The sequence below is a fragment of the Streptomyces sp. 3330 genome (assembly GCF_031456635.1).
GTDB lineage: Bacteria > Actinomycetota > Actinomycetes > Streptomycetales > Streptomycetaceae > Streptomyces.
The window spans coordinates 183,842-201,529 of record NZ_JAVDVA010000003.1; the positions used below are offsets into that span (position 1 = coordinate 183,842).

General features: G+C 74.2%; 13 protein-coding genes. 12 read left to right on the plus strand and 1 reads right to left on the minus strand.

Going from position 1 to position 17,688, the window contains the following annotated elements; translation table 11 throughout:
* Nucleotides 1-4: 4 nt before the first annotated feature.
* The gene (serC, locus tag J2X68_RS06780) at nt 5-1,123 is read right to left on the minus strand and encodes a phosphoserine transaminase (protein WP_310431522.1); all 1,119 of its coding nucleotides are present in this window, start codon (nt 1,121-1,123) and stop codon (nt 5-7) included.
* Nucleotides 1,124-1,289: 166 nt separating this feature from the next.
* Here serC and J2X68_RS06785 point away from each other — a divergent pair, with 166 nt between their 5' ends.
* The 12 genes from J2X68_RS06785 to J2X68_RS06840 all read left to right on the plus strand — a co-directional run bounded on the left by J2X68_RS06785 (nt 1,290) and on the right by J2X68_RS06840 (nt 17,353).
* On the plus strand, nt 1,290-4,187 hold the full coding sequence (locus J2X68_RS06785) for an FAD-binding and (Fe-S)-binding domain-containing protein (protein WP_310431523.1): 2,898 nt from the start codon (nt 1,290-1,292) through the stop codon (nt 4,185-4,187).
* 273 nt (nt 4,188-4,460) lie between these two features.
* Entirely contained in the window at nt 4,461-5,585 is a 1,125-nt protein-coding gene (locus tag J2X68_RS06790; protein WP_310431524.1) for a peptidoglycan bridge formation glycyltransferase FemA/FemB family protein, read from the plus strand.
* A gap of 230 nt (nt 5,586-5,815) precedes the next feature.
* Entirely contained in the window at nt 5,816-6,808 is a 993-nt protein-coding gene (locus tag J2X68_RS06795; RefSeq protein WP_399039421.1) for an EamA family transporter, read from the plus strand.
* Nucleotides 6,809-6,909: 101 nt separating this feature from the next.
* Complete coding sequence (locus tag J2X68_RS06800; protein ID WP_310431526.1) at nt 6,910-7,110, plus strand: hypothetical protein; 201 nt, start codon at nt 6,910-6,912, stop codon at nt 7,108-7,110.
* 108 nt (nt 7,111-7,218) lie between these two features.
* Nucleotides 7,219-8,013 (plus strand): TIGR03084 family metal-binding protein, encoded by a 795-nt coding sequence (locus tag J2X68_RS06805; RefSeq protein WP_310431527.1) that lies wholly within the window; start codon nt 7,219-7,221, stop codon nt 8,011-8,013.
* Entirely contained in the window at nt 8,010-9,698 is a 1,689-nt protein-coding gene (locus tag J2X68_RS06810; RefSeq protein WP_310431528.1) for an acyclic terpene utilization AtuA family protein, read from the plus strand. Before J2X68_RS06805 ends, J2X68_RS06810 begins: the two co-directional genes overlap by 4 nt.
* Nucleotides 9,695-11,293: a carboxyl transferase domain-containing protein gene (locus tag J2X68_RS06815; RefSeq protein ID WP_310431529.1), complete on the plus strand. Its 1,599-nt coding sequence runs from the start codon at nt 9,695-9,697 to the stop codon at nt 11,291-11,293. The genes J2X68_RS06810 and J2X68_RS06815 overlap by 4 nt, the downstream gene beginning before the upstream one ends.
* 5 nt (nt 11,294-11,298) lie before the next feature.
* Nucleotides 11,299-13,146, plus strand: a complete 1,848-nt coding sequence (locus J2X68_RS06820) for a biotin carboxylase N-terminal domain-containing protein (protein WP_310431530.1) — start codon at nt 11,299-11,301, stop codon at nt 13,144-13,146.
* A gap of 42 nt (nt 13,147-13,188) precedes the next feature.
* Nucleotides 13,189-14,334 carry an acyl-CoA dehydrogenase gene (locus J2X68_RS06825; protein WP_310431531.1) on the plus strand — a complete coding sequence of 382 codons (1,146 nt, stop codon included), beginning with the start codon at nt 13,189-13,191 and terminating at the stop codon, nt 14,332-14,334.
* 42 nt (nt 14,335-14,376) lie between these two features.
* Nucleotides 14,377-15,945, plus strand: a complete 1,569-nt coding sequence (locus tag J2X68_RS06830; protein WP_310431532.1) for a 4-coumarate--CoA ligase family protein — start codon at nt 14,377-14,379, stop codon at nt 15,943-15,945.
* Nucleotides 15,942-16,688, plus strand: a complete 747-nt coding sequence (locus J2X68_RS06835) for an enoyl-CoA hydratase family protein (RefSeq protein ID WP_310431533.1) — start codon at nt 15,942-15,944, stop codon at nt 16,686-16,688. The genes J2X68_RS06830 and J2X68_RS06835 overlap by 4 nt, the downstream gene beginning before the upstream one ends.
* Nucleotides 16,676-17,353, plus strand: a complete 678-nt coding sequence (locus J2X68_RS06840; RefSeq protein ID WP_310431534.1) for a TetR/AcrR family transcriptional regulator — start codon at nt 16,676-16,678, stop codon at nt 17,351-17,353. The genes J2X68_RS06835 and J2X68_RS06840 overlap by 13 nt, the downstream gene beginning before the upstream one ends.
* The last annotated feature ends 335 nt before the right edge of the window (nt 17,354-17,688 follow it).

Sequence of the window (17,688 nt, forward strand, 5' to 3'; positions counted from 1 at the left end):
GCGGTCAGAGCTTCTCGATCACGTAGTCGACGCACTTGGTGAGCGCCTCGACGTCGGCCGGGTCGACCGCCGGGAACATCGCGACCCGCAGCTGGTTGCGGCCGAGCTTGCGGTAGGGCTCGGTGTCGACGATGCCGTTGGCGCGCAGCACCTTGGCGACGGCGGCCGCGTCCACGTCGTCGGAGAAGTCGATCGTGCCGATGACCTGGGAACGCTTGGCCGGGTCGGTGACGAACGGGTTGGCGTACTTGACGTCCTCGGCCCAGCCGTACAGCGTGCGCGCGGAGGTGGCGGTGCGGCGCACCGACCAGTCCAGGCCGCCCTGGCCGTTGATCCACTCCAGCTGCTGGTTCAGCAGGAAGAGGGTGGAGAGGGCCGGGGTGTTGTACGTCTGGTTCTTGCGGGAGTTGTCGATCGCCGTCGGCAGGCTGAAGAACTCCGGGATGTGCCGGCCGGACGCGTGGATCCGCTCGGCGCGCTCGATCGCGGCCGGGGAGAACACGCCGATCCACAGGCCGCCCTCGGAGGCGAAGGACTTCTGCGGGGCGAAGTAGTAGACGTCCGTCTCGGCGATGTCGACCGGGAGGCCGCCGGCGCCGGAGGTGGCGTCCACCAGCACCAGGGAGCCCTCGTCGGCGCCCGGCACGCGCTTGATCGGGGCGGCGACGCCGGTGGAGGTCTCGTTGTGGGTGAAGGCGTAGACGTCGACACCCGCCTCGGCCGCGGGCTCGGGGTGCGTGCCCGGGTCGGCGGCGACGACGGTCGGCTCCGCCAGCCACGGGGCCAGCTTGGCGGCCTTCGCGAACTTGGACGAGAACTCGCCGAACGTGAGGTGCTGCGACTTGTTCTCGATCAGACCGTGGGTCGCGATGTCCCAGAACGCGGTGGAGCCACCGTTGCCGAGGACGACCTCGTAGCCCTCGGGGAGGGAGAACAGCTCGGAGATGCCCTCGCGCACCTGGCCGACGAGGTTCTTGACCGGCGCCTGGCGGTGGGAGGTGCCGAGGAGGGACGTACCGGTGGCGGCCAGGGCGTCCAGCGCCTCCACCCGCACCTTGGAGGGGCCCGCGCCGAATCGACCGTCGGCGGGCTTGATGTCAGCAGGAATCTGGATCTCAGCCACGGGAGCGAGGTTAGCCGGTGGGGGAAACCTGGAGGAAACCTGGTCCGTCGGGTGAGACGGGTTCGTGTCGCGGTGCCCGGGAGTGCGTCTCCGGGCCCTCCGGCCGGCGGCGCCGGCCTCGGCCGCAACCTCCTCGAACACCGGACGGGCTGGTTGGGTGGACCCCATGACGGATCTCGAAGCCGATCTGCGCAAGGTCGTCCGGGGCGGGGTCGCGTTCGACGTGACCTCCCGGGCGCTCACCACCATGGACGCCTCCAACTACCGGCGCGTCCCGCTCGGGGTCGTGGCGCCGCGGGACGCCGACGACGTGGCGGCGGTGCTCGCGGTGTGCCGGGCGCACGGCGTGCCGGTCGTCGCGCGCGGCGGAGGCACGTCCATCGCGGGGCAGGCCACCGGCACCGGCGTGGTGCTGGACTTCACGCGTCACATGAACCGGTTGACCGCCCTCGATCCGGGGGCGCGGACGGCCGTCGTGCAGCCGGGGCTGGTCCTCGACCGGCTCCAGGAGGCCGCCGCCCCGCACGGGCTGCGCTTCGGCCCCGACCCGTCCACCCACAGCCGCTGCACGCTCGGCGGCATGATCGGCAACAACTCGTGCGGCTCCCACTCGGTGGCGTGGGGGACGACGGCGGACGGGGTGCGCGAGCTGGAGGTCGTCACCGCGCGCGGCGCGCGGTTGCGGCTCGGACAGGGGTGGGCGGGCGCGCCGGACGGCCTGCGCGCCCTGGTGGACGGGGAACTCGCCCGGCTGCGGACCGGCTTCCCCGAGCTGCCCCGCCGCATCTCGGGCTACGCCCTGGACGCGCTGCTGCCGGAGAACGGCGCCGACGTGGCCCGTTCCTTCTGCGGCAGCGAAGGCACCCTGGGCGTGCTCACCGAGGCCGTCGTACGGCTCGTCGAGGCGCCACGCGCGCGTGTGCTCGCGGTGCTCGGGTACGCCGACGAGGGCGCCGCCGCCGAGGCCGCCGCCGGGCTGCTGCCGTTCGGGCCGCTGACGGTGGAGGGGATGGCCGCCGACCTGGTGCCGCCGGGCGCTGCGGCCGGGCTGCCGCGGGGCGGTGCCTGGCTGTTCGTGGAGACCGGCGGCGGGTCGGAGGGCGAGGCACGCGCGCGTGCGGAGGACATCGTGCGCGCGGCGGACGTGCTGGACGCCCGGATCGTGCGGGATCTCGCCGGGCAGCGGGCGCTGTGGCGGATCCGCGAGGACGCGAGCGGGACGGCGACCCGCATGCCGGACGGAGCGGAGGCCTGGCCCGGCTGGGAGGACTGCGCGGTGCCGCCGGCCCGGCTCGGCGCGTACCTGCGGGACTTCCGGGCGCTGCTCACCGACCACGGCCTGCGCGGCACGCCGTACGGACACTTCGGGGACGGCTGCATCCACGTCCGCATCGACTTCGACCTGCTGACGACGGCCGGGATCGCCCGCTTCCGCCGGTTCTCCGAGGAACTCGCCGAACTGGTCGTGTCCCACGGCGGCTCCCTCTCCGGCGAGCACGGCGACGGACAGGCCCGGGCCGAACTGCTGCCGAGGATGTACGGACAGGACATGGTCGCCCTGTTCGAGCGGGCCAAGGCGGTCTGGGACCCGGACGACCTCCTCAACCCGGGGATGCTGGTGCGCCCCGCGCCCCTCGACGCCGGTCTGCGCTTCGCCGTCCTTCCGCGCGAGCCGGTCGACGTGGCCTTCGGCTACCCGTCGGACGGCGGGGACTTCTCGGCGGCGGTGCGCCGGTGCGTAGGCGTCGCGAAGTGCCGCACGACTGCCGTGCCGGGCGCGGCGCCGGGGCCGGGGGTGATGTGCCCGTCGTTCCGGGCCACGGGCCGGGAGGAGCACTCCACGCGCGGGCGTGCGCGGCTGCTGCACGAGATGCTGGCCGGTGAGCTGGTGACCGACGGCTGGCGCTCCACGGAGGTCCGGGACGCGCTGGACCTGTGCCTGTCCTGCAAGGGCTGCCGCTCGGACTGCCCCGTCGAGGTCGACATGGCCACGTACAAGGCGGAGTTCCTGCATCACCACTACGAGGGCCGCCGGCGTCCGGCCGCCCACTACAGCATGGGGCGGCTGCCGGTGTGGCTGCGGTGGGCGAGCCGGCTGCGGGCGGCCGCCGCGCTCAACGCGCTCGCCTCGGTCGGCCCGGCGGCGGCCGTCGCCAAGCGGCTCGGCGGGATCGCGGCCGAGCGGGACATCCCGCGGCTGGCCCGGCGGACGTTCAGCGGGTGGTGGCGGCGCAGGAAGCCCGTCACCGGGCCGGGGCAGGGCGGTGACCTGGTCGTCCTGTGGCCCGACACCTTCACCGAGCATCTCTCGCCGTCCGTCGGCCGGGCCGCCGTGCGGGTCCTGGAGGCGGCTGGGCTGCGGGTGGCGCTGCCGCCGACCCTGCGGATGCGGGGCCGGCCGGTCGGCGACGGCCGGTCGAGAAGCGCGGCCGCGCTGCTGACCGCCCGCCGGGGCCGGGTCTGCTGCGGGCTGACCTACGTCTCCACCGGCCAGCTCGACCACGCGCGCGTGGTGCTGCGCCGCACGCTCGACCTGATGGAGCCGGTGCTGGAGACGGCCGCGCCGGTCGTCGTCCTGGAGCCGAGCTGCGCGGCCGCCCTGCGCACCGACCTGCCCGAGCTGCTGCACGACGACCCGCGCGCGGCCCGTCTCGCCGCCCGCGTCCTGACCTTCGCGCAGGCCCTGGAACGGCACGCGCCCGACTGGACCCCGCCCCGGCTGGACCGGCCGGTGGTCGGTCAGACGCACTGCCACCAGCACGCGGTCCTGGGCGACGCGGCCGAGCGGCGGCTGCGCGAGGCCGCGGGCCTCACCGGCGAGCTGAGCGGCGGGTGCTGCGGGCTCGCCGGCAACTTCGGCTTCGAGAAGGGCCACTTCGAGGTGTCGGCGGCCTGCGCGCGCGAGCAGCTCCTGCCGGCCGTACGGGACGCCCCCGGGGAAGCGGTCGTCCTGGCGGACGGCTTCTCCTGCCGCACCCAGCTGGACCAGCTCGCGGGGACCCGCGGGAGGCACCTCGCGGAGGTGCTGGCCGAGCGCCTGGAGGACGACGGCCGGGCGCGCTGACGGAGGGGGCGGCGGCGTCCGGGAGGGCCGAGGAGCGCTGGGGGAGGGCGGCGGTCGGGAGCGCTGGGCGAGGGGGCGGCGGGGCGGCGGGTCGCACCGGCGGAGGGGGTGACGGGCGCGGCGGGGGTGGCCGAGGCCGCCGGTACGGGGGGGCCGGGGCCGCGACGGGCGTGGCTGAGCCGGGGCCGGCGGTGCCGACTCCTACGCTGGCCGGGACGGTCGCCCGGCGATGCGTACGGGCGATGCGAACGGTCATTCGAAGGAGCCTCGCGTATGAGCCTGCGCGTCCAGTCCATCAGCCGTGACGAGCACCTGGCGTTCGTGGCGGCCCGTCCCTCCGCCAGCCATATGCAGATCCCGTCGTGGGGCGACGTGAAGCCGGACTGGCGGGCGGAGAGCCTGGGCTGGACGGACGCGAGCGGCGCGCTCGTGGGGGTGGGGCTGGTCCTGTTCCGGCCGTTGCCGAAGCTGCGCAGATATCTGGCCTATCTGCCGGAGGGTCCGCTCGTCGACTGGCACGCGCCGGATCTGGTCGAGCGCTGGCTGGAGCCGATGCTCGCGTGGCTGAAGGCGCGGGGGGCGTTCTCGGTGAAGATGGGCCCGCCCGTCGTCGTGCGGCGCTGGAGCGCCGAGGCGGTCAAGGCGGCCATCGCCGACCCGGCCGCCCACCGGCTGCGGGACGCGCAGGCTACCTCGTACGAGCCGCGCGCCCTCGACGTCGCCGACCGGCTGCGCCGGGCCGGCTGGCAGCAGACGGAGCCGGGCGGCGAGGACGGCTTCGCGGCCGGTCAGCCCCGTTACGTCTTCCAGGTCCCGTTCGCCGGACGCACGCTGGAGGACGTCCACGGCGGTCTCAACCAGCAGTGGCGGCGCAACATCAAGAAGGCCGAGAAGGCGGGCGTGAAGGTCGTCCGGGGCGGTGCGGAGGACCTCCCGGTGTTCTACGGGCTGTACACCGAGACCGCCGGACGCGACCGTTTCCTCCCGCGCCCCCTGTCCTACTTCCAGCGGATGTGGAGCGCCCTGAACGCCGAGCATCCCGACCGGATGCGGCTCTACCTCGCCCACCACGACGGGGAGGTCCTCGCCGCGGCGACCATGCTGACCGTCGGCGAGCACGTCTGGTATTCCTACGGCGCCTCCACCGGCCGCAGGCGCGAGGTCCAGCCGAACAACGCCATGCAGTGGCGCATGATGGCCGACGCCCATGAACTGGGCGCCGCCGTCTACGACCTGAGGGGGATCACGGACACCCTCGAGGAGTCCAACCACCTGCTGGGTCTGCTCCGCTTCAAGGTGGGCACGGGCGGACAGGCCGTGGAGTACCTGGGGGAGTGGGACTTCCCCCTCAACAGACTGCTGCACAAGGCGCTGGACCTCTACATGTCACGCCGCTAGCCGCCCCTCCCGCGCCCCCTGCCTTCCGCCCGGCCCGCGCTCCCTGTCTCCCGCCCCTCCCGCGCCCCCTGCCTTCCGCCCGGCCCGCGCTCCCTGTCTCCCGCCCCGCCCGCGCTGCCTGCCTCCCGCCCGTCCGGCCCTCCGGCCGACGTCTCACAGCCCGAGACAGTGGCATAACGGGTTCACACGCCTGACCGAGTCCATTACCCTGGACTTGAAAGTGCAGCGTGATGTACACACCGAGCCGAGCCCCTGGACCGCCCGTGACTGCCCCCGACACCGCCGCCACACCCCAGCTCGCCCGCACCGCCCCACCGGCCGGTGATCCCGGGGCCCCGGGCCGTCTCGGCACTCTCGGCCCGGTCGGCCTCGTGCTCGCCGGAGGCATCTCGGTGCAGTTCGGCGGCGCGCTGGCGGTGACGCTGATGCCGAGGGCCGGCGCGCTCGGCGTGGTGGCGCTGCGGCTGCTGGTGGCGGCGGTGGTCCTGCTGGTGATCTGCCGGCCCCGGCTGCGCGGCCACTCCCGCACGGACTGGGGCACGGTCGTCGTCTTCGGTGTCACGATGGCCGCGATGAACGGCCTCTTCTACCAGGCCGTCGACCGCATCCCGCTGGGCGCGGCGGTGACCCTGGAGGTCCTCGGACCCCTCGCGCTGTCGGTCGTCGTCTCGCGCCGCGCGCTGAACCTGGTCTGGGCCGGGCTGGCCCTCGCGGGCGTCTTCCTGCTCAGCGGGGGCGGCGGGGACGGCGTCGGTCCGGGCGGTGGCCTCGACCTGCTGGGGGTCGCGTTCGCGCTGGGCGCGGGGGCGATGTGGGCGGCGTACATCGTCTTCAGCGCCCGCACCGGCCGCCGGTTCCCGCAGGCGGACGGTCTGGCGCTGGCGATGGCGGTGGGCGCGCTGCTCTTCCTCCCCCTGGGCCTCGCCGAATCGGGCGTCAAGCTGGCCGACCCGGTGACGCTGGGCCTCGGCGCGGCGGTGGCCCTGCTCTCCTCGGTCCTGCCCTACACCCTGGAACTCCTCGCCCTGCGCCGTATGCCGGCCTCCACCTTCGCGATCATGATGAGCCTGGAACCGGCGATCGCCGCCACCGCGGGCTTCCTCATCCTCGACCAAGCCCTGACCACGGTCCAGGCGGCCGCGATCGCCCTGGTCGTCGCGGCGAGCATGGGCGCGGTCCGGACGCAGGTGGGGCGTCCCGAGTCCGCGGTCCCGGAGGCCTGACGGGCGGTTCGGGGGCGGCCGTCCGGGCGTACGTGCGGTCCACGTCCCGTGTGTCGGCGAAGCGGCGACCAGGAGGCTCCGGCCGCTCCGAGACTGCGGGCATGCGCAGTTACCGCTCCCTGTTCCGCACCCCGGAGTTCACTCCCTCCCTGCTCTCCTTCGCCGCCTTCGCCGCCTTCGCCGCGGCCCAGACGATCGGCGGCCCGGCCCTCGCGGTGCTGGGCCGGCGCGGGGAACGGCAGCGGCCGGCCGTCTCCGGCGCCGGTCCGGGCGTCCTCCCGGAGTCGGCGCCCGCGGCCTGACCGGACGACGACGGGGCGGCCCGCTCGCGCCCCGGACCGCAGGCGGCATCGGGGAAATTAATGCAAGCATGCTTGCTTGTTTCTGGCCCCGCTGCCATGCTCCACCCCATGGCCGACCCGACGCCCGTGCTCGACGACCTCCGTGCCGAAAGCGACGAACTCGACCGGCTGGTAGCCGAGTTGAGTCCCGAGCGGTGGAACCTTGCGACCCCCGCCCCCGGCTGGACCGTCGCCCACCAGATCGCGCACCTCGCCTGGACCGACCACTCCTCCGTGCTGGCCGTGACCGATCAGGACGCGTTCGCCCGCGAGGTCGAGAAGGCGCTCGCCGCGCCCGGGGACTTCGTCGACAACGGCGCACGGGACGGGGCCGCGAAGCCGCCCGAGCGCTTGCTCGCGGACTGGCGGGCCGGGCGCGAGGCCCTGGCGGACGCCCTGAAGGCGGCCCCCGCCGGGGCGCGCTTCCCCTGGTACGGGCCGCCCATGTCGGCCGCCTCCATGGCCACCGCCCGGCTCATGGAGACCTGGGCCCACGGCCAGGACGTGGCGGACGCGCTGGGCGAGACGCCCGCACCCACCGACCGGCTCCGGCACATCGTCCGCCTCGGCGTCCGCACCCGGGACTTCGCCTTCGGCGTGCACGGACTGCCCACGCCGTTCGAGGAGTTCCGGGTGGAACTGCGCGGCCCCTCCGGCGACCTGTGGACGTACGGCCCCGAGAACGCCACGGACCGGGTCACCGGCCCCGCCCTCGACTTCTGCCTCCTGGTCACCCAGCGCGCCCACCGCGCCGACCTCGCCCTGCGCGCCGAGGGCCCCGACGCCGACCGCTGGCTGGACATCGCCCAGGCCTTCGCGGGCCCGCCCGGCGGGGGCCGTGCGCCGAAGGGAGCCGCCCGGTGACGGTCCTGCGGATAGGCAACGCCTCCGGCTTCTACGGCGACCGCTTCGACGCCCTGCGCGACATGCTCACCGGCGGCGAACTCGACGTCGTCACCGGCGACTACCTCGCCGAGCTGACCATGCTGATCCTCGGCCGCGACCGGCTGAAGAACCCCGCCGGCGGGTACGCCCGCACCTTCCTCCGGCAACTGGAGGAGTCCCTCGGCCTCGCCCACGACCGCGGCGTCCGGATCGTCACCAACGCCGGAGGCCTCAACCCGGCCGGACTGGCCGACGCCGTCAGGCAGCTGGCCGAACGGCTCGGCATCCCGGCCCGTGTCGCGCACGTCGAGGGCGACGACCTCGGCGCCCGCTATCCCGGCAGCCTCACCGCCCACGCCTACCTCGGCGGCTCCGGCATCGCCGCCTGTCTGCGCGAGGGCGCGGAGATCGTCGTCACCGGACGGGTCACCGACGCGGCCCTGGTCACCGGTCCGGCCGCCGCCCACTTCGGCTGGGGGCCCGGGGAGTACGACCGGCTCGCGGGCGCCGTCGTCGCCGGACACGTCCTGGAGTGCGGGACGCAGGCCACCGGCGGCAACTACGCCTTCTTCGCCGAGGGCGGCCGTGACCTGCGGCGGCCCGGCTTCCCGCTGGCCGAGATCCACGAGGACGGCAGCTGCGTCATCACCAAGCACCCCGGCACCGGCGGCTTCGTCGACGTCGGCACGGTGACCGCGCAGCTGCTGTACGAGACGACGGGCGCCCGCTACGCCGGCCCCGACGTCACCGCCCGGCTGGACACCGTGCGGCTCACCCAGGACGGCCCGGACCGGGTGCGGATCCACGGCGTGCGCGGGGAGGCCCCGCCCCCGACCCTCAAGGTCGGCCGCACCCGCCTCGGCGGCTTCCGCAACGAGGTCGTGTTCGTGCTCACCGGCCTGGACATCGAGGCGAAGGCCGCGCTCGTGCGGGAACAGATGGCCCAGGTCTTCCTCAAGTCCCGCCCCGCGGAGGTGCGGTGGGAGCTGGTGCGCACCGACCGTCCCGACGCCGACACCGAGGAGACCGCCAGCGCGCTGCTGCGGCTCGTCGTGCGCGACCCCGAACAGGACGCCGTGGGACGGGCGCTGAGCGGGGCCGCGGTGGAGCTGGCGCTGGCCGGCTATCCCGGCTTCCATGTGCTCGCGCCACCCGGGAGGGGCGCTCCCTACGGGGTGTTCGAGGCCGCCCACGTGCCGCAGGAGGACGTCGAGCACATCGCCGTCCTCGACGACGGCCGCCGCCTGCCCGTCGCCCCGCCCCCGGCCGCCGACGCCCGCGTCCTGGAGGAGGTGCCGGAACCGGACCTGCCGGAGCCGCTGCCCCCGGGCCCCGTACGGCGCGCGCCCCTCGGGCTGGTGGCCGGCGCCCGCAGCGGTGACAAGGGCGGCGACGCCAACGTGGGCGTGTGGGCCCGGACGGACGAGGCATGGCGCTGGCTCGCCCACGAGCTGACGGCCGACCGGTTCCGGCAGCTCGTCCCGGAGAGCCGCGAGCTGACCGTCACCCGTCACCTCCTGCCCCGGCTGCGCGCCCTGAACTTCGTCGTCGAGGGCCTCCTCGGCGCCGGGGTCGCCGCCCAGCACCGCTTCGACCCGCAGGCCAAGGCACTCGGCGAATGGCTGCGCTCCCGACACCTGGACATCCCGGAGGCCCTCCTGTGACGGCTCTCACGACCGCCCTGGACACCCAGGGCCCCGACTACCGCGCGCACCGCGAGGCCATGCTCGCCAAGCTCGCCGACCTCGACACCGAGCACGCCAAGGCGCTGGCCGGGGGAGGGGAGAAGTACGTCGCCAGGCACCGCGCGCGCGGCAAGCTCCTCGCCCGGGAGCGCGTCGAGCTGCTCCTCGACCCCGACACGCCGTTCCTGGAGCTGTCGCCGCTGGCCGCCTGGGGGAGCGAGTACACGGTGGGCGCCTCCCTCGTCACCGGCATCGGGGTCGTCGAGGGCGTGGAGTGCCTGATCACCGCCAACGACCCGACCGTGCGCGGCGGAGCCAGCAACCCCTGGTCGCTGAAGAAGGCCCTGCGCGCCAACGACATCGCCCTCGCCAACCGGCTGCCCTGCATCAGCCTGGTGGAGTCCGGCGGGGCCGACCTGCCGTCGCAGAAGGAGATCTTCATCCCGGGCGGGGCCGTCTTCCGCGACCTGACCCGGCTCTCCGCCGCCGGCATCCCGACCGTCGCCGTCGTCTTCGGGAACTCGACCGCCGGCGGCGCGTACATCCCCGGCATGAGCGACCACGCGATCATGGTCAAGGAACGCGCGAAGGTCTTCCTCGGCGGGCCGCCGCTGGTGAAGATGGCGACCGGCGAGGAGAGCGACGACGAGTCGCTGGGCGGCGCGGAGATGCACGCGCGCGTGTCCGGCCTCGCCGACCACTTCGCCGTCGACGAGCGGGACGCGCTGCGCCAGGCACGCCGCGTGGTGGCCCGCCTCAACCACCGCAAGGCCTACCGCGATCCTGGCCCGGCCGTCCCCCCGAAGTATGACGAGGACGAACTCCTGGGCATCGTCCCCGGGGATCTGCGCACCCCCTTCGACCCGCGCGAGGTGATCGCCCGGATCGTCGACGCCTCCGACTTCGACGAGTTCAAGCCCCTCTACGGGACGAGCCTCGTCACGGGCTGGGCGAGCCTGCACGGCTATCCGGTCGGGATCCTGGCCAACGCCCAGGGCGTGCTCTTCAGCGCGGAGTCCCAGAAGGCCGCCCAGTTCATCCAGCTCGCCAACCAGCGCGACATCCCGCTGCTCTTCCTGCACAACACCACCGGATACATGGTGGGCCGGGAGTACGAGCAGGGCGGCATCATCAAGCACGGCGCGATGATGATCAACGCGGTCGCCAACTCGAAGGTCCCGCATCTGTCCGTCCTCATGGGCGCCTCGTACGGGGCGGGCCACTACGGCATGTGCGGGCGCGCCTACGACCCCCGGTTCCTCTTCGCGTGGCCGAGCGCCAAGTCGGCGGTGATGGGCCCGCAGCAGCTCGCCGGCGTCCTGTCCATCGTCGCCCGGCAGTCGGCGGCCGCGAAGGGCCGGCCCTACGACGACGACGCGGACGCCGCCCTGCGCGCCATGGTGGAGCAGCAGATCGAGTCCGAGTCGCTGCCCATGTTCCTGTCCGGGCGGCTGTACGACGACGGTGTCATCGACCCGCGCGACACCCGCACCGTTCTCGGCCTGTGCCTGTCGGCCGTCCACACCGCGCCCTTCGAGGGAGCGCGGGGCGGTTTCGGCGTCTTCCGGATGTGAGGCTCATGATTACTTCCGTTCTGGTGGCCAACCGCGGCGAGATCGCCTGCCGCGTCTTCCGGACCTGCCGTGAGGCGGGCATCCGTACCGTCGCCGTGCACTCGGACGCCGACGCCGGCGCCCTCCACGCGCGCGTGGCGGACGCGGCCGTGCGGCTGCCGGGCAGCACGCCCGCGGAGACCTATCTGCGCGCCGACCTGGTGGTGAAGGCCGCCGTCGGCGCGGGCGCGGACGCCGTGCACCCCGGCTACGGCTTCCTGTCCGAGAACGCCGACTTCGCGCGCGCCGTCCTGGACGCGGGCCTCGTCTGGATCGGGCCGCCGCCCGAGGCGATCGAGGCGATGGCGTCCAAGACCCGCGCCAAGCAGCTCATGGGGCTCGCCCCGCTCGCCTCGGACGAGGTGACGGAGGCCGACCTGCCGGTGCTGGTGAAGGCTGCCGCGGGCGGTGGCGGGCGCGGTATGCGCGTCGTGCGCCGCCTGCCGGATTTGGCCCCCGCGCTGGAGGGCGCCCGGGCCGAGGCGGCGAGCGCGTTCGGCGACGGCGAGGTGTTCGTCGAGCCGTACGTCGAGAACGGCCGCCATGTCGAGGTGCAGATCCTCGCCGACACGCACGGCACGGTGTGGGCGCTCGGCACCCGCGACTGCTCCCTCCAGCGGCGCCACCAGAAGGTGATCGAGGAGGCACCGGCGCCGGGTCTGTCCGAGCGGTCGGCGGAGGAACTGCGCGCGCTGGCCGTGCGCGCCGCGCGGGCCGTCTCGTACGTCGGCGCGGGCACCGTCGAGTTCCTCGTCGCCGACGGCCGCGCGCACTTCCTGGAGATGAACACCCGCCTCCAGGTCGAACACCCGGTCACGGAGGCCGTCTTCGGCCTCGACCTGGTGGCCGAGCAGATCCGGGTCGCGGAGGGCGCCGCCCTGGACCCCGAGCCGCCGCGCGCGCGGGGCCACGCCGTCGAGGCACGGCTCTACGCCGAGGACCCGGCGAACGACTGGACCCCGCAGACCGGCACCCTGCACCGCCTGACCGTCCCCGAGGGCGTCCGTCTGGACACCGGCTTCGGCGACGGCGACGACATCGGCGTCCACTACGACCCCATGCTGGCCAAGGTCGTCGCCCACGCGCCCACGCGCGCGGAGGCGATCCGCAAGCTCGCGGGCGCCCTGGAACGCACGGTCCTGCACGGCCCGGTCACCAACCGCGACCTGCTGGTCCGCTCCCTGCGCCACGCGGAGTTCACCTCCGCCCGCATGGACACCGGCTTCTACGACCGGCACCTCGGCGACCTCACCGTGCCGCGGCCCGACCCGTACGCCCCGCTCGCCGCCGCCCTCGCGGACGCGCGCACCCGTTCGCCGCTGGGCGGCTGGCGCAACCTGCCGTCCCAGCCGCAGACGAAGCGGTACACGACGGCCGGCGAGGAGACGGAGGTCCGTTACCGCCACACCCGCGGCGGCCTCACGGCCGAGGGGGTGCAGGTGGTGCACGCCGACCCCGGGCTGGTCGTCCTGGAGATCGACGGCGTACGGCGCCGCTTCGAGGTCGCCCGCTACGGCGACCGCGTCCACGTCAACGGCACCGCCCTCACCGCGCTGCCCCGCTTCCCCGACCCGGAGGCCCAGCACGCCCCCGGCTCCCTGCTCGCCCCGATGCCCGGCACGGTCGTCAAGCTCGCGGACGGCCTCGTCACCGGATCGGGTGTCCGGGCCGGTGAACCGCTGCTGTGGCTCGAAGCGATGAAGATGCAGCACGTCATCTCGGCCCCGGTGGACGGGACCGTGACGGCGCTGCCGGTGACGACGGGACAGCAGGTGCAGGTCGGCGCCCTGCTGGCGGTGGTGCAGGAGACCTAGGGCGCGACCGGACATGACCAATCCGCAGACGAAGGAGTCACATTGAGCACGCTGATCGAATCCGACGAGCACAAGGCACTCCGCGCGGCGGTCTCGTCCTTCGCCAGGAGCCACGCCCACGACTCCGACGCCGAGAAGAGCGGCCTGTGGCAGGAGGCCGCCAAGCTCGGCTACATCGGGGTCAACCTGCCGGAGGCGTACGGCGGCGGAGGCGGCGGCATCGCCGAGCTCTCCCTGGTCCTCGAAGAGCTCGGCGCCGCGGGAGCCCCGCTGCTGATGATGATCGTCTCCCCGGCGATCTGCGGCACGGTGATCGCCCGCTTCGGCACCGAGGCACAGAAGCGGGAGTGGCTGCCCGCGCTGGCCGACGGCAGCCGCCTCATGGCCTTCGGCATCACCGAACCCGACGCCGGCTCCAACAGCCACCGCATCACCACCACCGCCCGCCGCGATCCCGCGAGCGGTGACTGGCTGCTGACCGGCCGCAAGGTCTTCGTGTCCGGCGTCGACATCGCCGACGCCACCCTGATCGTCGGCCGCACCGAGGACGCCCGCACCGGCAGCCTCAAGCCCTGCCTGTTCATCGTCCCGCGCGACGCCCAAGGCTTCTCCCGCCGTCGCATCGACATGGAACTGAACAGCGTGGAGAAGCAGTTCGAGCTCGTCCTGGACGAGGTGCGGCTCCCGGCGGAGGCCCTCGTCGGCGACGAGGACGCGGGACTGCTCCAGCTCTTCGCCGGACTCAACCCCGAGCGCATCATGACGGCCGCCTTCGCGATCGGCATGGGCCGCCACGCGCTGTCCAAGGCGATCGACTACGCGCGCGACCGCACCGTCTGGAAGAGCCCGATCGGCGCCCACCAGGCCATCGCGCACCCCCTCGCGCAGGCCCACATCGACCTCGAACTGGCCCGCCTGATGATGCAGAAGGCGGCCCAGCTGTACGACGCGGGGGACGACGCCGGCGCGGGCGAGGCCGCCAACATGGCCAAGTACGCGGCCGGGGAGGCCTGCGTGAAGGCGGTCGACCAGTCCGTGCACACCCTCGGCGGCAACGGCCTGACGCGCGAGTTCGGCCTCGCCAGGCTGATCACCGCCTCCCGCGTGGCTCGTATCGCCCCGGTGAGCCGGGAGATGATTCTCAACTACGTCTCCCACCAGACCCTGGGCCTGCCCAAGTCGTACTGACCGCAGCCGGCAACCGTCGTGTCCGGCGCGCGAGGAGGAACCATGTTCCGCAGCGAGTTCGCAGACGTCCCGCCCGTAGAACTGCCCATCCACGACGCGGTGCTGGGCCGCGCCGCCGAGTTCGGCGAACTGCCGGCGCTCGTCGACGGCACGGACGGCACCACCCTCACGTACGACCAGGTGGACCGGTTCCACCGCCGGGTCGCCGCCGCGCTCGCCGACGCCGGGGTCCGCAAGGGCGACGTGCTGGCCCTGCACAGCCCCAACACCGTCGCCTTCCCGCTCGCCTTCTACGCGGCCACGCGCGCGGGCGCCACGGTCACCACCGTGCACCCGCTCGCCACCGCCGAGGAGTTCGCCAAACAGCTCGACGACTGTGCGGCCCGCTGGATCGTGACCGTCTCGCCGCTGCTCCAGACGGCCCGGCGGGCGGCCGAACTCGCGGGCGGCGTCGAGGAGATCTTCGTCTGCGACACCGCCCCCGGGCACCGCTCGCTCGTCGACATGCTCGCCTCGACGGCCCCGGAACCCCAGGTCGACATCGACCCGGTGGAGGACGTGGCGGCCCTGCCGTACTCCTCCGGCACCACCGGCGTCCCCAAGGGCGTGATGCTCACCCACCGGCAGATCGCCACCAACCTCGCCCAGCTCCGGTCGGCGATGTCCGCGGGCCCCGGCGAGCGCATCCTCGCCGTGCTGCCCTTCTTCCACATCTACGGCCTCACCGCCCTGATGAACGCGCCCCTGCGGCAGGGTGCCACCGTCGTGGTGCTGCCCCGCTTCGACCTGGAGACGTTCCTCGCGGCCATCCAGAACCACCGCATCACCGGCCTCTACGTCGCGCCGCCGATCGTCCTCGCCCTCGCCAAGCACCCGGCGGTCGCCCAGTACGACCTGTCGTCCCTGCGGTACGTCGTCAGCGCGGCCGCGCCCCTGGACGCCGCGCTCGCCGCCGCCTGCTCCGAGCGCCTGAACCTGCCCCCGGTCGGCCAGGCCTACGGCATGACGGAACTGTCCCCGGGCACCCACGTCGTCCCGCTCGACGCCATGCGGGACGCCCCCGCGGGCACCGTCGGCAAGCTCGTCGCCGGCACCGAGATGCGGATCGTCTCCCTCGACGACCCCGACAAGGACCTGGAGGCCGACGAGGCCGGGGAGATCCTCATCCGGGGTCCGCAGATCATGAAGGGCTACCTGGGGCGCCCCGACGCCACCGCCGACATGATCGACGGCGACGGCTGGCTGCATACCGGCGACGTCGGACGGGTCGACGAGGACGGCTGGCTGTTCGTCGTCGACCGGGTCAAGGAGCTGATCAAGTACAAGGGCTTCCAGGTGGCCCCCGCCGAACTGGAGGCCCTCCTGCTCACCCACCCCGGCATAGCGGACGCGGCCGTCATCGGCGTCTACAACGACGACGGCAACGAGGTCCCGCACGCGTACGTGGTCCGGCAGCCCGCGTCGCCCGGGCTCTCCGAGGGAGAGGTCGCGATGTACGTCGCCGAGCGGGTCGCCCCCTACAAGCGCGTGCGCGGTATCACCTTCATCGACGCCGTGCCGCGCGCCGCCTCCGGAAAGATCCTGCGTCGCCACCTGAGGGAGCGCGCATGACGACCGCCCTGATCGGACGGACCCGCGTCAGAGGGGTCGAGACGCTCAGCCTCGACTCGCCCGCCACCCGCAACGCCCTCTCGCGCGCTCTCGTGAGCGAGCTGACGGACGCGCTCGGGAGCTGCGACAAGGACGACGACGTGCGCGCCGTCGTCCTCACCCACACCGGCAACACCTTCAGCGCGGGCGCCGACCTGAAGGACCCCCCGCCGCCCCACGCGGTGCCCGCGCTGCTCCAGCGGATCCTCGCACTGCGCAAGCCCGTGGTGGCCCGGGTCGCCGGACATGTGCGGGCGGGCGGCCTGGGCGTGCTCGGCGCCTGCGACATCGCGCTCGCCTCCGGGGCGGCGACCTTCGCGTTCACGGAGGTGCGCATCGGGGTCGCGCCCGCCGTCATCTCCCTGCCGCTGCTGCCCCGCGTCGACCCGCGCGCGCTCGCCCGCTACTGCCTCACCGGCGAGATCTTCGACGCGGAGGAGGCGGCCCGGATCGGCCTCGTCACCCGGTCGGCAGGCGACGGCGACCTGGACGAGGCCCTCGCGCCCGTCCTCGACGGCCTGCGCCGGGCCGCGCCCACGGCCCTGGCCAGGACGAAGGAGCTGCTCACGGCTAAGGTGCTGGAGTCCCTCGTCGAGGGCGCGGGCGCGATGACCGAGCTCTCGGCCTCGTTGTTCGCCGGCCCCGACGCCCGCGAGGGAATGACGGCCTTCCTCGAACGACGGGATCCTCCATGGGTGTTGTGACCACGGACGACCGCGCCCCGGACGACCGCGCCCCGGACGACCGCGTTCCGGCCGACCGCGCGTCGGGCGACCGCGCCCAGGCCGACCGGGTGCCCAAGCAGGACCGCAGCCGGGCCACCCGGCAGCGGCTCCTGGCGGCCGCCGTGGCCTGCCTCGCCGAACACGGCTGGGCGGGCTCCACGGTCTCCGTGGTCGCCGAGCGCGCGGGCGTCTCCCGGGGCGCGGCCCAGCACCACTTCCCCACCCGCGAGGACCTCTTCACCGCGGCGGTCGAGTACGTCGCCGAGGAACGCTCGGACGCGTTGCGCGCGCTGTTCCCGCAGGGCGCGACGGTCGACCGGCGCGCGGTCGTCACCGCCCTCGTGGGCCTCTACACCGGCCCCCTCTTCCGGGCCGCCCTGCATCTGTGGGTGGCCGCCTCCAACGAGGAGCAGCTGCGCCCGCGCGTGACGGAACTGGAGGCCCGCGTGGGCCGCGAGAGCCACCGCATAGCCGTCGAACTCCTGGGCGCCGACGAGTCCGCGCCCGGCGTCCGCGAGACCGTCCAGGGCCTGCTGGACATGGCCCGCGGCCTCGGCCTCGCCAACCTCCTCACCGACGACGGGGGCCGCCGCGAGCGCGTGGTGGCCCAGTGGGCGGTCCTGCTGGACGAAGCACTGGGCTGACCCACGGCCGCCGGCCCGACCTGGCCGTTGGGCGACGGCCCGACCTGGCCGTTGGGCGACGGCCCGACCTGGCCGTTGGGCGCCGGCCCGACCTGGCCGTCCGGCGACGGCCCCCCTCGCCTCCCCGCCGACGGCCAGCGGCTCTCCGCCGCCGGTCCGCGCCGGTCCGCGCGGCTCTCCGCCCGGTGGTTCCGGCCCGTTGTCGGTGGTCGTGGATACCGTGCGGGCATGGGGGACACCTTTCAGACGATCGTCGATCTCGACGCGCGCCCGCAGGACGCGCCGCGGCCGGCGGCCCGTGTGGTCGAGCGGCTCGTGGCCGACGGCATCGTGCT

Excerpts from the sequence above, each read along its gene's own strand:
- J2X68_RS06835 (WP_310431533.1), top strand. The coding sequence starts at position 15,942 with ATGACGACCGCCCTGATCGGACGGACCCGCGTCAGAGGGGTCGAGACG.
- J2X68_RS06800 (WP_310431526.1), top strand. The coding sequence starts at position 6,910 with ATGCGCAGTTACCGCTCCCTGTTCCGCACCCCGGAGTTCACTCCCTCC.
- J2X68_RS06805 (WP_310431527.1), top strand. The coding sequence starts at position 7,219 with ATGGCCGACCCGACGCCCGTGCTCGACGACCTCCGTGCCGAAAGCGAC.
- J2X68_RS06830 (WP_310431532.1), top strand. The coding sequence starts at position 14,377 with ATGTTCCGCAGCGAGTTCGCAGACGTCCCGCCCGTAGAACTGCCCATC.
- J2X68_RS06790 (WP_310431524.1), top strand. The coding sequence starts at position 4,461 with ATGAGCCTGCGCGTCCAGTCCATCAGCCGTGACGAGCACCTGGCGTTC.
- J2X68_RS06820 (WP_310431530.1), top strand. The coding sequence starts at position 11,299 with ATGATTACTTCCGTTCTGGTGGCCAACCGCGGCGAGATCGCCTGCCGC.
- J2X68_RS06785 (WP_310431523.1), top strand. The coding sequence starts at position 1,290 with ATGACGGATCTCGAAGCCGATCTGCGCAAGGTCGTCCGGGGCGGGGTC.
- J2X68_RS06795 (WP_399039421.1), top strand. The coding sequence starts at position 5,816 with ATGTACACACCGAGCCGAGCCCCTGGACCGCCCGTGACTGCCCCCGAC.
- J2X68_RS06840 (WP_310431534.1), top strand. The coding sequence starts at position 16,676 with ATGGGTGTTGTGACCACGGACGACCGCGCCCCGGACGACCGCGCCCCG.